The organism is Ruminococcus albus AD2013 (genome assembly GCF_000526775.1).
Taxonomy (GTDB): domain Bacteria; phylum Bacillota; class Clostridia; order Oscillospirales; family Ruminococcaceae; genus Hominimerdicola; species Hominimerdicola alba_A.
Map to the genome: position 1 here is coordinate 3,557,288 of NZ_JAGS01000001.1, position 19,841 is coordinate 3,577,128.

Sequence of the window (19,841 nt, forward strand, 5' to 3'; positions counted from 1 at the left end):
GTGAGGATAATGGATCAGATAAAAACTGGGGCTCTGATAAGGCAGCTGAGACTTTCGGCTGGGCTTACACAGAAACAGCTGGCAGAAAAAGTCAACGTAAGCGACAAGGCAGTATCAAAATGGGAGTGCGGCAACGGTGCGCCGGATGTATCTCTGCTTGCCGACCTGGCGGAGGTATTCGGCACAGATGTGAACACCCTGCTTTCGGGCAGTAAAGATATAAACGAAAGTGAGAAAGGCGATATGAAAAAGATAAGATTTTACGTATGCAAGGACTGCGGCGGCATAATGACTTCGACTTCGGAAGCTTCTGTCAGCTGCTGTGGAAACAGGCTTTCACCCATAGTGCCCAAAAAGGCGGAGGGTGATGATGTTTTGAAAACCGAGGTGATCGACGGCGAACTGTTCGTGACCGCCGACCATGAGATGACAAAGCAGCATTATATCTCATTTCTGGCGTATGTCTGCGACAGCACCGTGATGATGTTCAGGCAGTATCCCGAGTGGAAGATGCAGGCAAGATTGCCCCTCGTGCGCATGGGCAGACTGATATGGTACTGCACCGAACATGGGGCGTTCTATCAGGATATCAAATAAAAAATATCCCGTTCTCCTGACGGTTATCGTCGTGGAGAACGGGTATTTTTTGATCTTATTCTGCGTGTGCAACTATATTGCTTTCCATATCGGCAAGATATTCACACACTGCGTTAAAGGCTACTTTAGAGTTGGCAGTTTTCAGTTCTGGGGATGAGATAGTTAGTCCTCGTCATCGTTATAATATGTCTCGTAACAGCTCATTTCCGCAGCTGCGTCCCAATCTATCTGTTCATCGGGACTCTGGGGAGGGTCGGGATATCTTCCTATGATACCTGAATTTTCGTTCTCGCGCCAAAGAACATGGAAATCAGGGCTCTCGGTGAGATCACCATCAAACGTTACACCAACTATGCCTGTTGAATCGTTGTAGCCAAGCTCGCGTGCGGCAAACTCGGCTGCTTCTTCCTCGGTGGCTGTTGAAAGCTTTCCTTGTGTTTCCAGGTCGGCAAGATATTCAGCTACTGCGTTGTAGCCCGTTTTTGCGTTGCCGTTTGCAGATTTCAGCTTGGATTTTGAAGTATATCCGCCTGTCAGAAAATCGCTTATCTCATCACCGAAAGAACCGCCGTTTCCGCCTGAAGTACCTGCGGTTTCAGATGCACTGCACTCGCCTTCTGCATTCACATTCCATGCGGGGCTGTCTTCAGGGGTTTGTGCAGGGTCGGGATATTGTCCGACTATTTCGGGTTTGTCAGCTGAACGGAACTGCACTGTGAAGTTGAAAAAGCCATTATCATCCATTTCATCGAACCTTACACCCACTGTACCGTTTATATCGCAGTATCCTTCAAGTTCTTTTAGTGCGAGATCCAACGCTTCCTGCTCGGTCGCTTCCGAGATTCTGCCTTGTGTTTCCATATCGGCAAGATATTCAGCTACTGCGTTATAGCCTGTTTTTACGCAGCCGTTAGCCTTTTTGAGTATTTCCTCATCGGAAAGAGTGGTGCCCTTTTCTTCCTGTGCTGCCGCACTTGTGCTTGATGAGTCTTCCTTTGCAGGCTTATCCGTGTTATCTCCGCAGGCTGTCATGCAGAGTGCCATTACTGTTGCTGTTATTAATGCTGTTGTCCTTTTCATTTTTGTTCCTCCATTAGGTCATAATTTTTTGTGCTGCCGTCTTCAAACGTCAGCCTGATGCTTTGTGTATCTGTCTGTTCAGCAGATATCACCCATTTATCGGATATCTCGGTGCATACCATATCGGGGATACGGCACACTACCGCTCCGCAGCCGTATACTACTGCGAAGCTTTCGTCTTTGCTTATCAGTGCGCCCTCGGGGTCGCCGTAAATATCGCAAACGGGAAAAGTTCTGCCCGTTCTTTTATCGATAAGCGCGGCGTCCTCGTAGAAGCTTTTTACTTTAAAATGTTCGCTTTCAGCCAGAAGTACGTCTGCGTTTGAAGCCATCTTTCAGATATCCTCAACGCACAGACCTGTGCCCTCGGCGGGTCTTATTTTTTTGAATACTATCTTATCCATATCAAGTCCGCCCAGACCGAAGTGAAGCCTGAATATAGTATAGCGGGAGAACATGGGCATCTCTTCCACGGCGAAGGTCACGGGTTTTCCTCCTGTGCCGTTCCATGTGAATGTGCCCCATGCAGTACCCATGCTGAATACGGTCACGGGCATCTGTGCAAGCTCGCTCTGTGTTGAGCTTGCTGTCATTTCCATGCGGTACTGACCTAACTGTGCCACATCTACAGTGAAGCTGTAATCGAGATTTCTCTCGGTCTTCACGCCGCTCATATCTATGGTAAGGTCGCCGTCCAGCAGGAACACTCTGTCGCCTGCGCCATCGTCAACGGTCTCGGCGGGCTTGTTGATAACTTCAACAGCCTCGTCCTCGCCAAGCTTTCTTGCCATAGCATGAGTGCTCATCATGAATGAGAGTATGTTCCTTGCGGACCTCTGAAGTTCTGCGCGGGTAAGTCTGCCGTCTGCCAGTGCCGCTATAACATTGTCACTGCCTCTTTCACCGTCTGCGCATACCATGTACACATCGTTCTGCGCGCGTACCATCGCGGCGAAATTGTTCTTGTCGGGAGCACAGCCGCGGTCGTTGATATTTGCCCACCAGTCTGTCATTGTGAAGCCGTCAAAGCCCCAGTCCTTGCGGAGTATCATGGTGTTCAGGTCGAAGCTTCCCGCTGTCCAAAGATCATTGACCTTGCCGTAGGTGGTCATTACCGACCTTGCACCACCCTCTTTGACAGCTGTTTCAAAGCCGCGGAGATATATCTCGCGCAGTGCTCTTTCGCTTACAGCCGAATCGAGGAAGTGTCTGTTGGTCTCCTGATTGTTTCCGCAGAAGTGCTTGATAGTGCCTTCCACGCCCTGCGAGTGCAGACCTTTGAGCTCGGCAGCCGCCATATCTCCTGTGAGTACGGGGTCTTCGGAGAAGTACTCGAAATTTCTGCCGTTGAGAGGGTGGCGGTGGATATTCATGCCGGGTCCCAGCAGACAATCAACCTTGTTAGCCCTCATCTCCAAGCCGAGATATGTGAAAAGTTCGGTGATAAGGGGCTTGTTGAAGGTCGCCGCGATGAGTGTGCCATTGGGCAGGCTGAAAGCCTTTGTGCCAACATCAAGTCTCATTCCCGAGGGACCGTCGGAACAGCATCCTGCGGGTATTCCAAGTTCTTCCAGATGTTTTGCTATGCCGCCGAATGCCGCCGCAGTACCCGGAGTTACCTTGGGTGAACACATACCCTCGCCGCGTACAAGGCAGTTCAGGTCATTGTCGTCAAGCTGTGCGATGAATTCATCAAGGGTGTTTTTGCCGTGGAAAACGTCGGCGGTGCGTATGCCCTTATCACCTGTGAAAGCTATCTCTTCGGGGAGATATTCAAGACGTCTTGCGGCTTCGTCAACCTTTGAAAGGGGAGTATCCTCAAAGGAAAGACCCTCTGCGGTGCGCACCATTCTCTTGAAAGGCATAACGGGTGCGAGAGCCTGTTCAAGCTGTTCGATGACCTTGGTATCGTTCCGGGTGAATGAGAAGCATTCCTTTGCACTGCGCACATCACTGCCCGCATAGAATTTATACTCGCCTGCTTCAGTTACCCATGCATATGCATGACCCGTAACGCCGCTGTCATCGTAGGAAGCTATGTCGCGCTCAGTGACTTCTATCGTCAGCGTCTGTTCTTCATTGGGTGCAAGGAGTTTTGTCTTTTCAAATCCGCAGAGAACTCTCGCCGCCTTGCCCAGCTTGCCGTTGGGGGCTTCTGTATAAACCTGTACAACTTCCTTGCCTGCGGTATTGCCGATATTCTTCACCTTAGCGGTGATAACTGCGCCGCTTTTCGTTTTTCTGCCTTCGGCGCTTATCTCGAACTTGGTATAGCTGAGTCCGAAACCGAAGGGGAAGCGCACTTTGTCCTTTGCGAAAGTCTCGAAATATCTGTAACCTACGTATATATCCTCGGTGTAGAAATTTCTGTCCCTGTCGTGGAAATTCTTATCGGAGGGGTAGTCGGTGATATCATAAGCGATGGTATCGGGCAGTTTGCCGCAGGGGGATACCTCGCCCAGCAGTACCTTAGCCGAACCTGTGCCGCCTGTCATTCCGCCCTGCCATACGTACATTACCGCATCGGGGGAGAATTCGTCGATAAAGCCCATATCGATGATATTGCCCACATTCAGCAGAACGACCATATTCTGGAAATTATCCCTGACCTTGCGAAGCATAGCCTTTTCGCCGTCGGTAAGCAGATAGGAACCTGCCTTTACGCCGTTGTCCTGCTCTTCGCCTGCGGTACGTCCGATGATGCATACGGCTGTATTTGAGGTCTCTGCCGCCTTTTTTACAAGAGCATCGTCAAGGGGCATCTCCTCCTGACACCAGGGCTCGCCGCCCCAGCCCTCGCCGTAGTCGTAGGGGTGTTCAGCCACATAGTCCCTGTAAGTTTTCAGCACTTCCTCGTTGAGCTTTGCGCCTGCTTCAAGCAGACCGTCAACTATGCCTGTGACCTTGTCAACATTAACCATGCCTCCCGAGCCTGTGCCGCTTTTGTAATAATCCAGCTGTATACGTCCGAAAACAGCTGTTTCAGAGTTCTTATCCAGCGGGAGAACGCCGTTGTTTGTCAGCAGTACTGCGCCCTCTGCATTTACTTCTGCCGCTTTTGCGAGATAATCTTTCCAGTTTAGTGTAGCCATAGTTTACCTCCGTATCGTAAAAATTTCTATTCTACCGATTTAAGGCTTTCAGCCATATTTATCTTTTCAAGTTTGTTTTCCATAACGATATTCACCAGCAGATTGAATACTATCGTCAGACCTATGCTGTACAGATAGCTTCTTACGAGTATCCTCTCCTTGAAGCATACCATGTCAACGACGAGATATGACATTACAAAGTGCAGCAGCATATTTCCGAGTATCAGCCCGACTATGATACCAAGACCTGTAAGGAAGAGGTTTTCTCTCAGCACATAAGCCGAGGTCTCTTTTTTGAAGAATCCCAGTACCTTTATTGTGGCTATCTCGCGCTCTCTTTCGGTGATGTTTATGTTGGTGAGATTATAAAGCACGATGAATGCCAGCAGTGCCGCACATATTATTACCAGCAGCACAACGTAGTCAAGGCTCGCCATGGAGTCTGTCATACGTTTTTTCAGGTCTTCAAACAGGCTCAGGTTTTTCACGCATTTCAGCTTTGCAATGTCGGTCTGCGCCTGATAAACGTCGGTGTTCTCGGGGAAATTCACGTAAGCTTCATTCAGCCCGAATTTCTCGCCAAGCTGGTTTTCAATGGAATCATAGGGTATGAAAACATAGTTGTATACGTGGTTATCGAACACTGCTTTAACTGTGAATTCCATCATACGCATATTTTCATCTCTCAGGGTGATAGTGTCGCCCTCTTTTACGCCGTATCTCTGCATAATGCTGATGCTTACAAGTGCTTCATCACCTGTGGGCGGGTCTATTTTGCTGCCGTCGGGCTTGTTGAAGTTCATACTGCCATTTAATTCGCTGAAATCAACAGGCGCCATAAGGCTTATGCTCTTGACTGCGTCCTTTGTCACAAGATCCCATGAACCAGCATAAAGGTCGGCGTGGGTCGCTCCCGTGCTTTCAAGCTTTTCTTTGAGTTCCCCGGGCATATCGCCGTTGTCATCGGAAGAATAAGTAACCGAAGCGTCTGCTGTTACGATCTCTTCATACTGCACCACTGCGAAATCTCCTACCGAATCGGACATACCGAATCCTGTGAGAAGCAGTGCAGTACAGCCGCTTATGCCGACAACCATCATGAAGAAACGCTTTTTGTACCTGAATATATTACGTATAGATACCTTGTGCAGGAACTTCATTCTGTTCCATATGGAAGGGAAGTATTCCAGAAGTACTCTCTTGCCCGCCTTTGGTGATTTCGGGCGCATGAGTTCAGCCGCTGTTTCGCTGAGTTCATATCTGCACGACAGCCATGCCGCACCTACCGAGCAAAGCAGAGATACCAAGCCCGCCAGCAGAGCCAGTTTCCAGTCAAACAGATATCCAACATCAAGCTCTATGTACATAAGCTTGTAGTTGAGCCAGATGACCTGCGGGAATATATAAGTGCCCAGTGCATAGCCTATGGACCAGCCCAGAAGTGCCGCGCTTCCTGCGTATATGGTGAACTTGCTCATTATCGCACTTTCGGAGTAACCGAGGGCTTTAAGCGTGCCTATCTGTGTGCGGCGTTCCTCGACCATACGGCTCATGGTGGTCATGCATACCAGTGCCGCTACAAGTATGAAAAATACAGGGAAGACCTTAGCCAGCTTGCCCACGATGGAAGAATCGTTCTCAAAGCAGGCATAGCCGATGTTGGTATCTCTGTCAAGCAGGAAAACATCGGGCTTTTTCAAGTCGCGGAGCTCTTTTTCGCCGTCTGCCAGTTCCTGCTCTGCATCTGCTATCTCTTCATCAAATGAAGTCAGACCGTCCTCGTATTCAGCCTCGCCGTCCTCATACTTTTTAAGACCGTCCTCATACTCGGCTTTTCCGTCTTCGTATTCCTTTTTGCCGTTTTCAAGTTCCTTTTTGCCGTCAGCAAGTTTTTTTACGCCGTCATTGTATTCGTATCTGCCGCTGTCAAGCTTTGCCTTGCCCGACTGATATTCAGCCCATGAAGCGTTATATTTCGCATATCCCTGAGCGTACTGTGCTTTTCCCGCTTCAAGTTGTTTTCTGCCCTCTGCGAGAGTCGCTTTCTTTGCGTCAAGTTCAGCCTGTCCCGCCGTGAGTTCTTCCTGCTTCATAAGAAGTTCGCTCTTAGCCGCTTCAAGCTGTGCGTATCCGCCGTCTATCTGCGCCTTAGCCGCAGTTATCTGTTCTGCCTGTTCGGGAGGGAGCATATCCATCATTTCGAGATACTCGCCGTATTCCGCCATGAACTGCGCGTACTGCTCGTCAAGAGCCGCGGTCTGGACCTCTATCTCCGCAATACCTGCGTTTATCTGTTCAGCACCCGCATCGAGTTCAGCCTGTGCCTTTTTCAGCGCCGCTTCGCCCTCGGTGATCTTTTTTTCGTTAACATCTATCTCAGCCTTGCTCGTCATAAGCTGTGACCATGCATTGTCAAGCTGATATTTGCCGTTCCGGAGCTGTTTTTCGCTGTCGTCAAGGGTGATCTTCGCGTCCTTGAGTTTCTTCTCGTTGTCCGCGATCTCCTTTTCGCCGTCAGCTATCTCTTTTTCAGCATCTTTGAGCTCTTTTGCAGCCTTATCCAGTTCTTCCTTAGCGTCATCAAGATCTGCGCGGGCATCGTCAAGCTTCTGCTGACCCTCTTCGCGGGCATCTTCAAGTTTCTTTCTTCCGTCCGCAAGTTCGTCTTCTGCATCGGATACTATGCGGTCGTATCTCTCCTCAGCGGCGTCCTCTGCCGCCTTTTCCCAGCCGTCTTCACGCTTCGCCATGTAGTCTTCGTATTCGTCGGAATATACTTCAAGCTCATGGTCGAGTTTTACGTACAGCTCCGAATAGGCTTCCATATCGAAAGCGCTTTTGTTAAGATATATAAATCCGTTTATCGTACCGTTGCCGAGGGAGGTGGTACCTCTCTCAAAGTGAACGTATGCGGGGGAATACACCAGTCCCACCACGGTGACTTCACGGGGCTTGAACTTTTCAAGGGTGTCTTTCTCGTTCTCGGTATTCACATACAGCACATCTCCCAGCTTATAGGAGGTCTTGCCGTCCATAACGCACTCGCTGTCATTCTCGGGCAGTCTGCCTTCCAGTATCTCGGGGACATTCACATTTTCTGTCAGCGAATGTACTTTCATAACAGGGGCGTTGCCGTAGTCGTCCTTGAACATTATGTCCAGAGAATAAGCGCCCTCAGCCGCACGGACATCATCACGAACGCGGAGGGTCTCAACATCGCATTCTTCCCAGCCGAGAGTGGATACTATCCTGTAATCGTAAAGTTCATGATCTTCCATGAAACCGCCAAGGGTCTTCACCATTGCAGGGGTAGTTATCCTGACTCCCGAGAAAAATCCCACACCCAGGGCGATTATCGCCAGTATCGCCGCAAAACGTCCGAAGGTGCTTTTTATATCCCTGAAAGTTGAAACTTTAAGTTTTGACTTCATGAACATCACCACTCGATGTTTTCAACATCTACTATCTCCGTGTTAAGTCTCATGCTTTCAACAGTACCGCTTTTAACTGTTATTATCCTGTCAGCCATAGCTGCCAGTGCGGAGTTATGGGTGATGACCACCACAGTCATACCGCTTTTGCGGCAGGTATCCTGCAATAGTTTAAGCACTGCCTTGCCTGTGTTGTAGTCCAGTGCGCCTGTAGGCTCATCGCAAAGCAGCAGCTTGGGATTTTTTGCCAGAGCTCTGGCTATGGCAACTCTCTGCTGTTCGCCGCCCGAAAGCTGAGCGGGGAAGTTCTTCATTCTCTCGCCGAGCCCCACCTGTTTCAGAACTTCTTCCGCATCGAGAGGGTCTTTGCATATCTGTGCCGCAAGCTCGACATTCTCCTTGGCGGTAAGGTTCTGCACAAGATTGTAGAACTGGAAAACGAAGCCGATATCGTACCTTCTGTAAGCTGTAAGTTCCTTTTTGCCGAACTTTGATATTTCACGTCCGTCAAGTTTCACGCTTCCCGAGGTCAGGGTATCCATACCCCCGAGAATATTGAGTATCGTAGTCTTGCCTGCGCCCGAAGCCCCGACGATAACGCAGAACTCGCCCTTCTCTATCTCAAAGGAGGCATCTTTCAGCGCCTGTATCTCGACTTCGCCTGTTTTATAGGTCTTTTTCACGTTTTTGAATTCAACAAAAGCACTCATTCATATTCACCCTTATTGTTAGTTTTACACGAAAATTACTATGCTTGATTATATCATATATTTTGGAAAAAGTAAAGACAAGTCGGCACACGAAATCGTTTTATACATAAAACTACAAAGCAAAGTTTTCACTGCTGTAAAAACAAAAACTCCCCCGTCATATGACAGGGGAGAATAGTATTTATTCCTGTTCAAACTTCAGGCAGTCTTCCAGATTGAGCTCGTACATATTGTTGTATGTAGGCGCAGCAGCGGGCTGTCCGAGCAGTCTGTAGAACTCGTCGGAACCGTACTTCTTGATGAAGTCGGTGGTGTGGCAGTTTACAGTAAGCTCTTCAAGAAGCTTCTTCATAACAGGGCTTTCAGCGCCGTAAGCAGCTTCCATGAATGTGAACATATTCTTCATACCGGACATGGACTGGCTGGTAACGTTCTTGGCACCTGTGAGCAGGTTAGTGAACGCATTCTGGATGATGATGGTACATCTCTGCTTGTTGTCACGGCCCTCGTTGGTGCACTTGTCCATGTAAGCTTCCAGATTATGGATTATCCAGTGCTGGATCTTCTTGTTGGAAGGCGAGATTATACGCGCCTTAACAGCCATATCCAGATTCTTTCTTGTGGTCATGATATGCTCTGCAATGATCTGACGGCAGGAAAGACCCTCGTTGATCTTGATAAGTATATCTTCAAGCTTGGGATGTATCTGTCTGATCATCTTCTCCATCTGGATAGTCGTTCTCATTGTGTAAGTAACGCCGTCCATCAGCAGGTTCATCAGAGCTATAGCTTCTTCGATGTCAGCCTTTCCGGCTCTGTCAACAGCAGCCTGAGTGATGTTGCCGTCCAGCAGATCATCAGGATCATAGATTTCACGCAGCTCGTTGAACTTGCAGTAGAACTCGTAGAACATAGGAGCAACATCGTGATCCTGCAGGTACTGACCTACCAGCTCCAGAGTAACTGCCATGCCTGCACTCTCGTACAGCTGAATCATCTCGGAGAGATCCTCCCACGCACGTGCGGTGATGATCTTGTAGTTGTGTCTGTCGGTAGCGTCTATCTCGTAGAACAGAGTGGGGTGGAGTTCGAGGAATGCTATTATGCTGGGGTGAACACCGCCGTAGTAAGCGTATTCCTTCCAGCAGAGGAATTCAGCATCGATCTCGACCTTCTTGAATCTGTCCCATGTAACTATATCGAATTCGTTAACGGACTTGTTGAACTGAGGGGGGTTACCTGCGGTAACGATTACCCATCCGGGAGGGATCTGGTGCAGACCGAAGATCTTGTACTGCAGGAACTGCAGCATGATAGGTGCAAGAGATTCGGATACGCAGTTGATCTCATCGAGGAACAGAATGCCCTCACGGATGTGAGTCTGCTCCATAGTATAATAAATGTTTGCAATGATCTCCGACATCGTATACTCGGAAACCTTAACATCGGCACCGACGAAGTTTCTCTCAACGATAACAGGCAGACCCATTGCAGATTCTCTGGTCTGGTGAGCCATCGAGTAGGATATCAGGTTAACGCCTGTCTCCTGAGCTATCTGGTCCATGATAGCGGTCTTGCCGATACCGGGAGGTCCGAGCAGGAAGCAGGGTCTCTGATGCTCGATGCTTATCTTGTACTCACCAAACTCATCTTTTTCCAGATAAGCCTTGATAGAATCGAGCACTTGCTGTTTTGCGTCTTTTATGGTCATAAGCAAAAACTCCTTCTTGCACAGAATAGTCAAAAACTATTCCAAAAATTTTCACCTAATATTATACACTATCTCCAAATCCCTGTCAATAGGAAAAATAAATTTCGGAAATGTGACTTACTTTTTTTAATTAAATATATGCAATTTGGCAAGGGGAATTTTATCTCAGAAAAAATGGAAGTATGTGAAAAATCACGATATGCGTCCTACGTCAAATATTGCTTAAAATCAAGTGAAAATATCTGTATCATACAAAAACAGCCAAAACAGGCGGCTATGTTTTAAATGAAGTTCATATAAAGATATTAATGATATGAAAAAATGAAATATGGGTCTGTGATGCAAGTAAAAATCCGACTCGATATTTTGTGTAATATTTCCATAAGAATTGGCTTGAAAATCACCGAATATTGTGATATTATATACATATAAAATTCACTGTTCGCAGATGAATATGTGATAAGGTATATGGTTGGTATGTAAAAATAGGAAGATTGGTGAAGACGCAATGAGAAGACGTCAGGGTAATCCGACAGCCGATGATTTTGTGAAGAGCCTTGACAGAGGTATGCGCAAAAAGCGTATAACTCTGCTTATATTGCTGGGCATATTGGCTGTTGTAGTAGCCACAGTGGCTATTGTCGGTATGAGCATCAGACGAAGCAACAGGATAAATCTGGCGAAAAATGCCATTTCACAGCTGGATATACAGAGTACATACAAAGAGCCCGAGTTCCCTGAAAACGGTGACTGGGACGAGGACGGCCTGATAAATATATCCGAGACACAAGAGGGTACCAGTGTTCAGAACAGTGATTCCGATGGCGACGGTATTTCCGATGGCGACGAGTTAAAACTCGGCACCGACCCACTGGATCCCGATACCGACGGTGATGATATGCTGGACGGTTATGAGATAATCTCAGGCACCAGCCCCAGACTGGATGTTACCGACGGCACCACACCCGATAAATCGAGAGTGGTCGTGGTAGAAAAGGAACTTGACGGATGTAAGCTACACCTCAGCGGAAACCCGAATATAGCAGGTGCTTCTCTCGAAAAGCTTGATCTTTTCGGCATATCATCGAATCCAAGCGTGGTCTCGGCAGTATATGATTACTATTCCGAATATCCCTGCCTTGAGGCCACCATCAGAATAGATGTTGATAAAAACAGGATGAATAAGCTTGGCTGTGATTACAGTGATCTTAAAGTTCTCCACTTTGATGTTGATAAACGCGAGTATACTCCAGTTGAATCCAGACCGGACAGCAAGAAGGGCTATGTTCAGGCGACTATCACCGAGCCCGGCACTTATGTGGTGGGTTGTGATAAGTCTGTGAATGACTCCGCGACAACAAGAGTTGTATTCCTTATCGATAACTCGGGCTCCATGTATCCCAAGGCGCTTTGCCCCACATCTTCCGAGAACGACGTGGATTTCAAACGACTTGATTTTACCGAGTCACTGATAGATAAGTTTAACAGCGATTTCCAAATAGGCATAAGCAAGTTCACGGGAACATATACAAAGATGTGCGGATTTACCAAAGACAGATCTGAGCTGCGGGATGTCCTTAAAAGGATAAGGACCGAGGACGAGGTCTTCGACGGAACTTTCAATCAGACTGCACTTAAAAAGTGTATAAACGAATTCACTGCGACAGGTGACGGAAAGTACATAAATATCATAGTTATGCTTTCCGACGGTGAATCCGATGAGAGAGGTGCAGAGACCATCGAGACCCTTTCTGCACTTGCAAATGAAAAATCTGTAATAGTGCTGACAGTCGGTCTCGGCAGGGATATCGACCGTGCATGGCTTCAGGAGGTCGCATATTCCACGGGCGGAAAGTACTACTCGGCGTCGGACGCTTCTGCTCTTGATGATGTTTATAAGCAGATCGTTACTACGCTCAACTACGATATAGTTACATACTCCGATTCCAGCGACGATGTTACGGGTTATTCACTTTACAATACGGGCTTTGATCCTGTAAGGAACGGATTTGCTTTCAAGAATTTCAGGACTACTACCAGCGCCAGTGTTGATTTTGGCATGGCAGTCATGGCAAGAGACTGGTATCTCGGCAATGTGCAGATGTCCCTTGGCGATATCTCCCCCGCAGACCCCTCTATGCAGAAAAGCGATGCCGCAGGTTATGACCTCAGGGACACAGTCACAGGCAAGGCTTATGATGAGAGAAAGCCGCTGAGTGCTGTATCTACCGAAATATTCAGGCACCATTATTCAAAGGTCACCGAGTATATCGACTATAGATCAAAGGGCGATACCCTTATGGTGATGAATAATTATCGTAAGGATGCAGAAAACAAGGGCTGGAAGATAGACAAGCGTAAGATAGAGGCGGGCAATCTTCCGTGGTCAAAGGTCGAACTGCTTTCACTTGATATAGCAGAGGGTATAGATAAGATAGCAAAAGGCTATAACGAAGACGATGCACAGCTATGTGCGGCACTTTACAGGCTAAATGCTCTCAGGTGGGATGATGAAGCAGATGAATATAACCTTACCAGCGGCGACGATGGCTTCAATACGCTGTGTAATCAGCTGAGTCTGGGCGTACCTGTGGTAACTACTATAGACGATACACATACAGTCAATACCATAGGGCTTATAAGGGATTCAAACTGCCACAGAAAGTATATCCTTAGAGTTTACGATAATAATTATCCCGAAAAGATCAAGGAACTTTACCTCGAAAAGAGACCCATTGCCAAGGTTGATATCGATGTTGACGGCAATATTAAAGCAGGAGAGCAGAGCTTTGCCTATGTTGCCACCTATGAGGGTAAGACCGTGGGTGTTTCGTTTTCAAGCGTTGCAGAACACTGATAAAATATATCAGCATGGATCGTCGTGTTGATGTTATCTGATATTACACCGATTATTTGTTGTGTCAGCGGGATGAGCGGATCTTTTTAAAATTTGAAACCAACACCTGCCCTCGCCTGATGCGGGGGCATTTTCTTGCTCGCACTGTAATCGTTATCAGTGCAAAATTGCCGCAAAACTCTGTGAATATTGTGAAAAACTAACATTGAAAAGCTTTGTGAAAAGTGTTATAATACAAATGTAATCAGTCAGACCCGTGCAAAGTCTACGGGTATATAATATGGAGGGTATAAAAAAATGAAAAAGATACTTGCAATGACTCTCGCACTCACCATGACATCGCTGATGTTCGCATCCTGCGGCAAAAAGGACGATAAGAGTGAGCCCGAGAAAAAAACTACCACTACTACCACTGCTGAGACCGAAGCACCTGCAGAGGCTACTCCCGCTGAGGATGAAGCACCTGCTGAGACTACTCCCGAGGAGGACGCAGCTGCCAAAGTAGATAATTCTAATTGGAAGCCGCTGTCCGCAATTGCAGATTCTCTTGAGTGCTACGACAACGCATCTCTCACATTCGCGGCAGACAGCGATGTTTCAGGCATCATCACTACTTTCTATGAGGGCACAGATGAAGTTAAGCCCGGCGAAGATGGCTATAAGGGCGATGAGGCTAAGATCAACTTCTCCGTACAGGAAGTTGCAGGCATACCTATGCTCAAGTGCGACGAGGAGATCTACGACACCGAGGATACCGCAAACAACGGTCATAAGATACTGAAGATCAAAACGGATATGAACAAGCTCTTCGCTTCTCAGCCCGAGCTGATGGACGATATCTTCACGATCAAGGTGGAACTGGTAGCTATTGCCAAAGATCAGGCGGTTTATGATAATGGGCTCGGACCTGTTACCGTAGCTTGGTACGGCGGTGCGATGGGCTCCAATAATAATGGTGAATGGGCAGGCAATACAGCTACCATAGAAATGGCTTCCGATTCGGGCGAAGGCTGGTGCAACCAGTGGGCACACACCGTTACCACAGCAAGAATAGGTATCTCGGAGAATGCTAAGTTCAACCACGAGTACGAGACCAACTACACTACCGTTATGGCATGGGTGGTAAAGAACGATATCGATCTCTACATCGCGGATATCGTATTTGAAGATGATGCAGGCAACGTTATAAAGGTTCCCGAGGGTGCTATCCCCGGCGGTGCTTCCTATGAGAAGGAAGAACTGGTTGATGCTGACTCCGATGGTATCATCGAGTATGATGAAGACGGCAAAGTTGTTCTTGAAAAATAAAAACGCAGTTTTTAAGGCACTTCCATTGTGGGAGTGCCTTTTTGTTATCCTCGCTTTTATCTGAAATGTACTGTCAGTGAATTTTCTACTTCCAGCTCCGTCAGTTCTCCGTCCCTGACTTTTGCTGAAAACTTTTGTCCTGCTGTCTCGCCTGTTTCCACGGTGTATTTTCCGCTTTTGGTACAGCTTACGTCTCTGCCTTCGATGAGAGTGTCAACAGCACCTGCCATAAGCGGCATCAGTCCGTATTCGGGCAGTGACGCTTTACCGCATTGGTATTTCAGATCATTCATCTCCATAATGCAGCTTTCGCTGTCATAAGTGATTTTCAGTCCTGCAAGGTTTTCGGGCTCTGTGAATCCGCATTCCCACGTACCCTCACCGCCCCGCCGAAGCTCTGCCTTGTATTCTCTTCCGAAAAGGGTTATATCAGCCGATCTGTCTATATCTCCGCTGAGTTTCTCAGGCTTTGCCGATGTCCTCTCAGCACCGCATCCCGTCAATAACGCTGCCGCTATAAGCGGTATGAACCTCATTTTCAATGCTATCCCTCCAAAAAAGGCGGCTCTCCTTGAAGAAGAACCGCCTGTATTGTTGGTGTATATCAGTCCTCGCCGCCTTCGAGATGTTTCAGGAAGAATGGCAGATAAGCAAGAATATCCCTTGTAAGTATACCACGTTCGGAACGCTTCGTGCTCAGCACCTCTGCCGCCCTGCCCATCACCATGCAGGCAAGTATGCAGTTTATCAGCGATGAACGCTTTGTCTGTGCCGTAAGCGAAGCTATAAGACCTGCAAGCATATCCCCTGAGCCGCCCTTTGAGAGCGCCGTGCTGCCCGCAGTGATGACTTCTGTCCTGTCTGCACAGCATACAATGGTCTCAGATGACTTTGCTACTACCGTGATACCGTATTTCTTTGAAAGGTCGTAGGTATATTTCAGCCTGTCTGCAAGTACTTCCTCCTGAGATACTCCGCAGAGCCTTGCCAGCTCTCCGGGGTGAGGAGTGAGTATCACCGTTGACTGTTTCTTCGATAGTACATCTATATTCGGGACAAGGGAATTTATTCCGTCTGCGTCAAGTATAACGGGTACGGGAGATTTTTCGATCAGTTCGGCTACCAGTTTTTCGGTTTCGGGAGTATGACCCAGACCGCAGCCAAGCAGCAGTGCTTTGGCATCTGCAAGACTATCCAGTATTGCAGGAACGTTATCCGAGGTCATGTAGCCGTCAGCGTCAGCTTTCATCTCGTTGAAAGTGCACTCGTACAGATTAGCCGCAAGTGAGTCTATGACCTTGCCTGTAGAGCAGACCTCCACCAGACCGACGCCCATTCTCATGGCTGCGGTGGCGGATATGCCTGCGGCACCTATATACCTTCTGCAGCCGCATACACATACCAGCTTGCCGAAAGTGCCCTTGTGAGCCCATGGCTTTCGTGATGTGAGGAACTTCTTGCCGAGCTGCTGATCGTCCAGCATACTTGCTTTGGCGTATATCTCGTTTGCCATTATCGGGTCATCGGACATAGCTGCCGCCGGGATACCTATATCCTCAACTCTTATATATCCGCAGAAATACTTTCCGGGAGAAAGGAGCATACCCAGTTTCTTTGCGTGCATAGTAACAGTAACGTCTGCCTGCACAGCCAGTACGCCCGCCTGACCGCTCCTTGCGTCTACACCCGAGGGTATATCGCAGGCGATAACACGTTTGGCGTAGGTATTCAGTTTTATGAACAGAGGCTGAAGGTCTCTTTCGATCTCGCCTGTAAAGCCTGTGCCGAAGATGGCGTCAACGATGATGGTCGCATTGTCTATTGCCTCAGCCCAGGGGTGAGTGTTGTCGCCGTCATAGAACATTACATCGATATCCTTGTTCAGCGAATCGAAAGCTTTGATGGCAGCGGGTGTTGTGGGTTTTCCGCAGCAAAGCACGATCTTTGTGCTGATTCCTGACCTGTGCAGATGATTTGCGGCTACAAGACCGTCGCCGCCGTTGTTGCCCTTGCCTGCCAGTATAAGTACTTCGGGAGTATCGGGCTGACCTTCAACCATGGTTTCATGCATTACGTGAGAAGCAAGCTTTTCACCCGCGGTCGCCATCAGCTGTGAAGCGGGAACGCCCAGTTCCTCAGAACGCTTTTCGCAGGTCTTCATCTGTTCAACTGTAAGTATCCTGTCCTTTATCATATCCATTCCTCCTTAGAAAGCGGTATTTCCGCAAGATTTTTTATTATGTATGCTCCGTATGCTCAGCTCTCTTTCGGAAAAGCTATCACTACTGCCGAAGCATAATCTTTTGTATGAGTTATGGAGAGAGAGAAATCCAGACCTCTCTCCTCAGCGATCCTCTCGGCATTGCCTGTAAGTTCGAGATGAGGGCAGCCCAGTTCGTCCCTGACCACCGCCGCTTCATTCAGCTCGAACCCCCTGACGCCTGTACCAAGGCTTTTTGAGAATGCTTCCTTAGCCGCCCAGGCTCCTGCCATGCTCTCGGCAGGGTCGCGGAATTTTCTGAAGTACTCCTTTTCGGCTTCGGAATAAACCCTGTTCACAAAGCTTTCACGCTGACAGCTTTTGCGTATACGATCTACCTCCACAAGGTCTGTACCTACCGTGAAAGCTGCCATTACTCAAAGTCCTCCGACTTTTCGGATACATTCACTTTTGAACGTATCGTGCGGGGCAGATGTGTCTTTATCACCCCGAGCATACCATCATCGGGGGTGAATATAAGCCTTACATCACCCAGATCGGGGTGCTTTACGTCCATGAACCAGTCGGTTATCTCGGGGTTCATAGCCGAAGCCATTATGACTGTCCTGTTACCGTTGTCGCCGCCTTTGTATTCGCCGATATCGGTAGCATCGTTGACCTTGATCGTAGCCAGATGCTTTCTGCTCTTCGCCGCTATTACCTTGTCAATATCAAGGTCACCGTTGGTGAAGATGTACTCGTACTCCAGATTAAGGTTCTGTAAAAGATGAACTCCGCCGTATATGATAAGACCCGAGATAAAGATCGCGATCGGCAGATATCCCATTACCATGATCGTAAACATTATCACCGCAAAACACAGCGCCACGCAGGCAAACGTTATCAAAAATCGCAGGGTGCTGTCTTTTTTTGTGTTTTCTTTTCTGATTATCTGTTCCTTGAAACTGTCCATTGATACTTTCCTCCGCATCGTGAACACAATGTCACCGCAATTTTTGGCGGTTACTGACAAATGTTCACTGTTGTAATTTACTATACTATCAAATTATACCACATTTTTTCAGTTTATGCAAGCTAATTTGTGTGATATATGTATGAAAATACCGAAAGTTCTGTGACTTTACTTGAATGAGGGCGCTTTGTGTGCTATAATAGGGGCTGTAATGTCAGTAAATACGGAGGTGATAACTCTGACGATAGATTTTCATGTGCATTGTTTTGCACCAAAAATTGCCGAAAAAGCAATATCTCAGCTGAAAGAACGGGCAGAGCTCGAACCGCTGACCGATGGTCTTATCGAGACCACAGTTGCAAGATTTGATGAATGGGGCATCGACAGGGGAGTGCTGCTGTCAGTGGCTACCCGTCCAACTCAGGTAAAAGTTATAAACGACTGGTGCGCCGAAAACAACGGCGGAAGATTCATAAGCTTCGGTACGATACACCCCGACTTCGAGGATATCCCCGCAGAGCTTGACAGACTTGTTTCACTGGGTCTGCACGGTGTAAAGCTCCACCCCGATTATCAGGGCTTCATGGTTGATGATGACAGGATAGACTTTCTGTATGATGAGATAGAGCGCCGTGATCTCTCCGTGATACTTCACGCAGGCTTTGATGTGTTCTCGCCGGAGCTTGTACACTGTCCGCCGGAACGCGCTTTGCGTATGATAAAAAAACACCCTCACCTTAAAGTGATTCTCGCTCATATGGGCGGCAATGACAGTCACCAGCAGGTGTGCGACATATTGGCGGGCATTGACGGCGAGGTGTATTTCGATACCGCTTTTACAGGCAGATTTCTCACAGATGCGCTTATGGAAAAGATAATCAGAAAACACGGCGCGGACAGGATACTTTTTGCCAGCGACTGCCCATGGGACAGTCCCGCAGAGATAAAGAAAAAAATACTGCGGATAGGTATTTCCGATGATGATAAGGAGAAAATATTCTCACAGAACGCCCTGCGTCTGCTGGGCGATGTATAGAATAAGCAGACTTCTTGTTTGAAAGGACAGATAAAAATGTGTAAAAATTTCAGGATATTAGTAATGACAGCACTTGCAGCTGTATCACTTGCAGGCTGCGGTCATGTGGGTGAAGGCGATGGTTCGGATAACGAGCCTATATTCACTTCGACCTCGGCTCAGGAAAAGCGCTCAGTCCATACCACAAAGACGGCGGCTTTCGCAGTAGGTGATGTTGATGCGGATGATGAAGACGCCAACGGCGGCTATACCACTACTACCACTGTCAGCGGTTCGCTGGAGAACGACCTGGTTTTTGATGAGGATGACGAGGTGGATGAAGATATACGTGCGACCCAGCGCACCGAGGCAAAGACTTACTACTCCGTTCCCGAGCATAACGGCACTACGGGTGCTGTGCTGACAGTCAGCGCAGAAAAGACCACTACCACAGCCAACGGCACGATAAGTATCGAAGACCCGACAGCGCGACCCACCGCAAAAAGCACGACAACGGCTGCCACAACAAAGATAGTTTCAAATAAGCTGTTCCGTATGGAGTCTGCCATGGAGTACGATTCCAAAAGAAAATATATCGTCACCTCGGATACCACCTACCTCAATCTGAGATACGGTCCCTCTAAGGAATATGATATCAGGACTACCATACCTGACGGTTCAACTATCACAGGCTACGGTGAAACAGTCGGTCCCGACGGAAATGTATGGGTGGCTACGCTATACAAGGGCACTTCGGGCTGGGTGATGAGAGAACTTCTCAGCTACTGACAGCCGCTTTGACAGTTAAATGCAATAAGTTAAGGAAAAATGTTGTTTTTTTGCGCTAATGGGATTGACAAAAGTCAC

Annotated in this window: 15 protein-coding genes; 5 read left to right on the forward strand and 10 right to left on the reverse strand. The window is 48.0% G+C overall.

The genetic code is table 11. The features are described 5' to 3' along the window. Window positions 1-9: 9 nt before the first annotated feature. On the forward strand, window positions 10-597 hold the full coding sequence (locus N773_RS0116080; protein WP_024858751.1) for a helix-turn-helix domain-containing protein: 588 nt from the start codon (window positions 10-12) through the stop codon (window positions 595-597). 162 nt (window positions 598-759) lie between these two features. Here the strand turns inward: N773_RS0116080 and N773_RS0116085 are convergent, their stop codons facing one another. The 6 genes from N773_RS0116085 to N773_RS0116110 form a co-directional block, all read right to left on the reverse strand. Beyond that, window positions 760-1,677: a hypothetical protein gene (locus N773_RS0116085; protein WP_024858752.1), complete on the reverse strand. Its 918-nt coding sequence runs from the start codon at window positions 1,675-1,677 to the stop codon at window positions 760-762. Continuing rightward, on the reverse strand, window positions 1,674-2,009 hold the full coding sequence (locus tag N773_RS0116090; protein ID WP_024858753.1) for a hypothetical protein: 336 nt from the start codon (window positions 2,007-2,009) through the stop codon (window positions 1,674-1,676). The genes N773_RS0116085 and N773_RS0116090 overlap by 4 nt, the downstream gene beginning before the upstream one ends. Window positions 2,010-2,012: 3 nt before the next feature. Continuing rightward, window positions 2,013-4,769: a glycoside hydrolase family 3 protein gene (locus tag N773_RS0116095; RefSeq protein WP_024858754.1), complete on the reverse strand. Its 2,757-nt coding sequence runs from the start codon at window positions 4,767-4,769 to the stop codon at window positions 2,013-2,015. A gap of 26 nt (window positions 4,770-4,795) precedes the next feature. Next, the gene (locus tag N773_RS0116100; protein ID WP_024858755.1) at window positions 4,796-8,200 is read right to left on the reverse strand and encodes an ABC transporter permease; all 3,405 of its coding nucleotides are present in this window, start codon (window positions 8,198-8,200) and stop codon (window positions 4,796-4,798) included. 5 nt (window positions 8,201-8,205) lie between these two features. After that, entirely contained in the window at window positions 8,206-8,910 is a 705-nt protein-coding gene (locus N773_RS0116105) for an ABC transporter ATP-binding protein (protein WP_024858756.1), read from the reverse strand. 181 nt (window positions 8,911-9,091) lie between these two features. Then, window positions 9,092-10,621: an ATP-binding protein gene (locus N773_RS0116110; RefSeq protein WP_024858757.1), complete on the reverse strand. Its 1,530-nt coding sequence runs from the start codon at window positions 10,619-10,621 to the stop codon at window positions 9,092-9,094. A 508-nt stretch (window positions 10,622-11,129) separates the two neighbouring features. Between N773_RS0116110 and N773_RS0116115 the strand changes: the two genes are divergently transcribed. Beyond that, entirely contained in the window at window positions 11,130-13,478 is a 2,349-nt protein-coding gene (locus N773_RS0116115; protein ID WP_024858758.1) for a vWA domain-containing protein, read from the forward strand. A gap of 297 nt (window positions 13,479-13,775) precedes the next feature. Beyond that, complete coding sequence (locus N773_RS0116120) at window positions 13,776-14,786, forward strand: hypothetical protein (RefSeq protein WP_024858759.1); 1,011 nt, start codon at window positions 13,776-13,778, stop codon at window positions 14,784-14,786. Between the two features lie 56 nt (window positions 14,787-14,842). Here the strand turns inward: N773_RS0116120 and N773_RS0116125 are convergent, their stop codons facing one another. From N773_RS0116125 to N773_RS0116140, 4 genes are all read right to left on the reverse strand, one after another. Then, on the reverse strand, window positions 14,843-15,328 hold the full coding sequence (locus tag N773_RS0116125) for a hypothetical protein (protein WP_024858760.1): 486 nt from the start codon (window positions 15,326-15,328) through the stop codon (window positions 14,843-14,845). Window positions 15,329-15,390: 62 nt separating this feature from the next. After that, the gene (locus N773_RS0116130; RefSeq protein WP_024858761.1) at window positions 15,391-16,980 is read right to left on the reverse strand and encodes a bifunctional ADP-dependent NAD(P)H-hydrate dehydratase/NAD(P)H-hydrate epimerase; all 1,590 of its coding nucleotides are present in this window, start codon (window positions 16,978-16,980) and stop codon (window positions 15,391-15,393) included. Window positions 16,981-17,042: 62 nt separating this feature from the next. Further along, window positions 17,043-17,420 (reverse strand): holo-ACP synthase, encoded by a 378-nt coding sequence (acpS, locus tag N773_RS0116135; protein WP_024858762.1) that lies wholly within the window; start codon window positions 17,418-17,420, stop codon window positions 17,043-17,045. Beyond that, window positions 17,420-17,959 carry a DUF6106 family protein gene (locus N773_RS0116140; protein ID WP_024858763.1) on the reverse strand — a complete coding sequence of 180 codons (540 nt, stop codon included), beginning with the start codon at window positions 17,957-17,959 and terminating at the stop codon, window positions 17,420-17,422. The genes acpS and N773_RS0116140 overlap by 1 nt, the downstream gene beginning before the upstream one ends. Window positions 17,960-18,170: 211 nt before the next feature. On the opposite strand from N773_RS0116140, the gene N773_RS0116145 reads away from it, so the two are divergent. Further along, on the forward strand, window positions 18,171-18,995 hold the full coding sequence (locus N773_RS0116145) for an amidohydrolase family protein (protein ID WP_051454300.1): 825 nt from the start codon (window positions 18,171-18,173) through the stop codon (window positions 18,993-18,995). Between the two features lie 36 nt (window positions 18,996-19,031). After that, a complete protein-coding gene (locus N773_RS0116150) occupies window positions 19,032-19,763 on the forward strand; it encodes an SH3 domain-containing protein (RefSeq protein ID WP_024858765.1) in 732 nt (243 codons plus the stop codon). The last annotated feature ends 78 nt before the right edge of the window (window positions 19,764-19,841 follow it).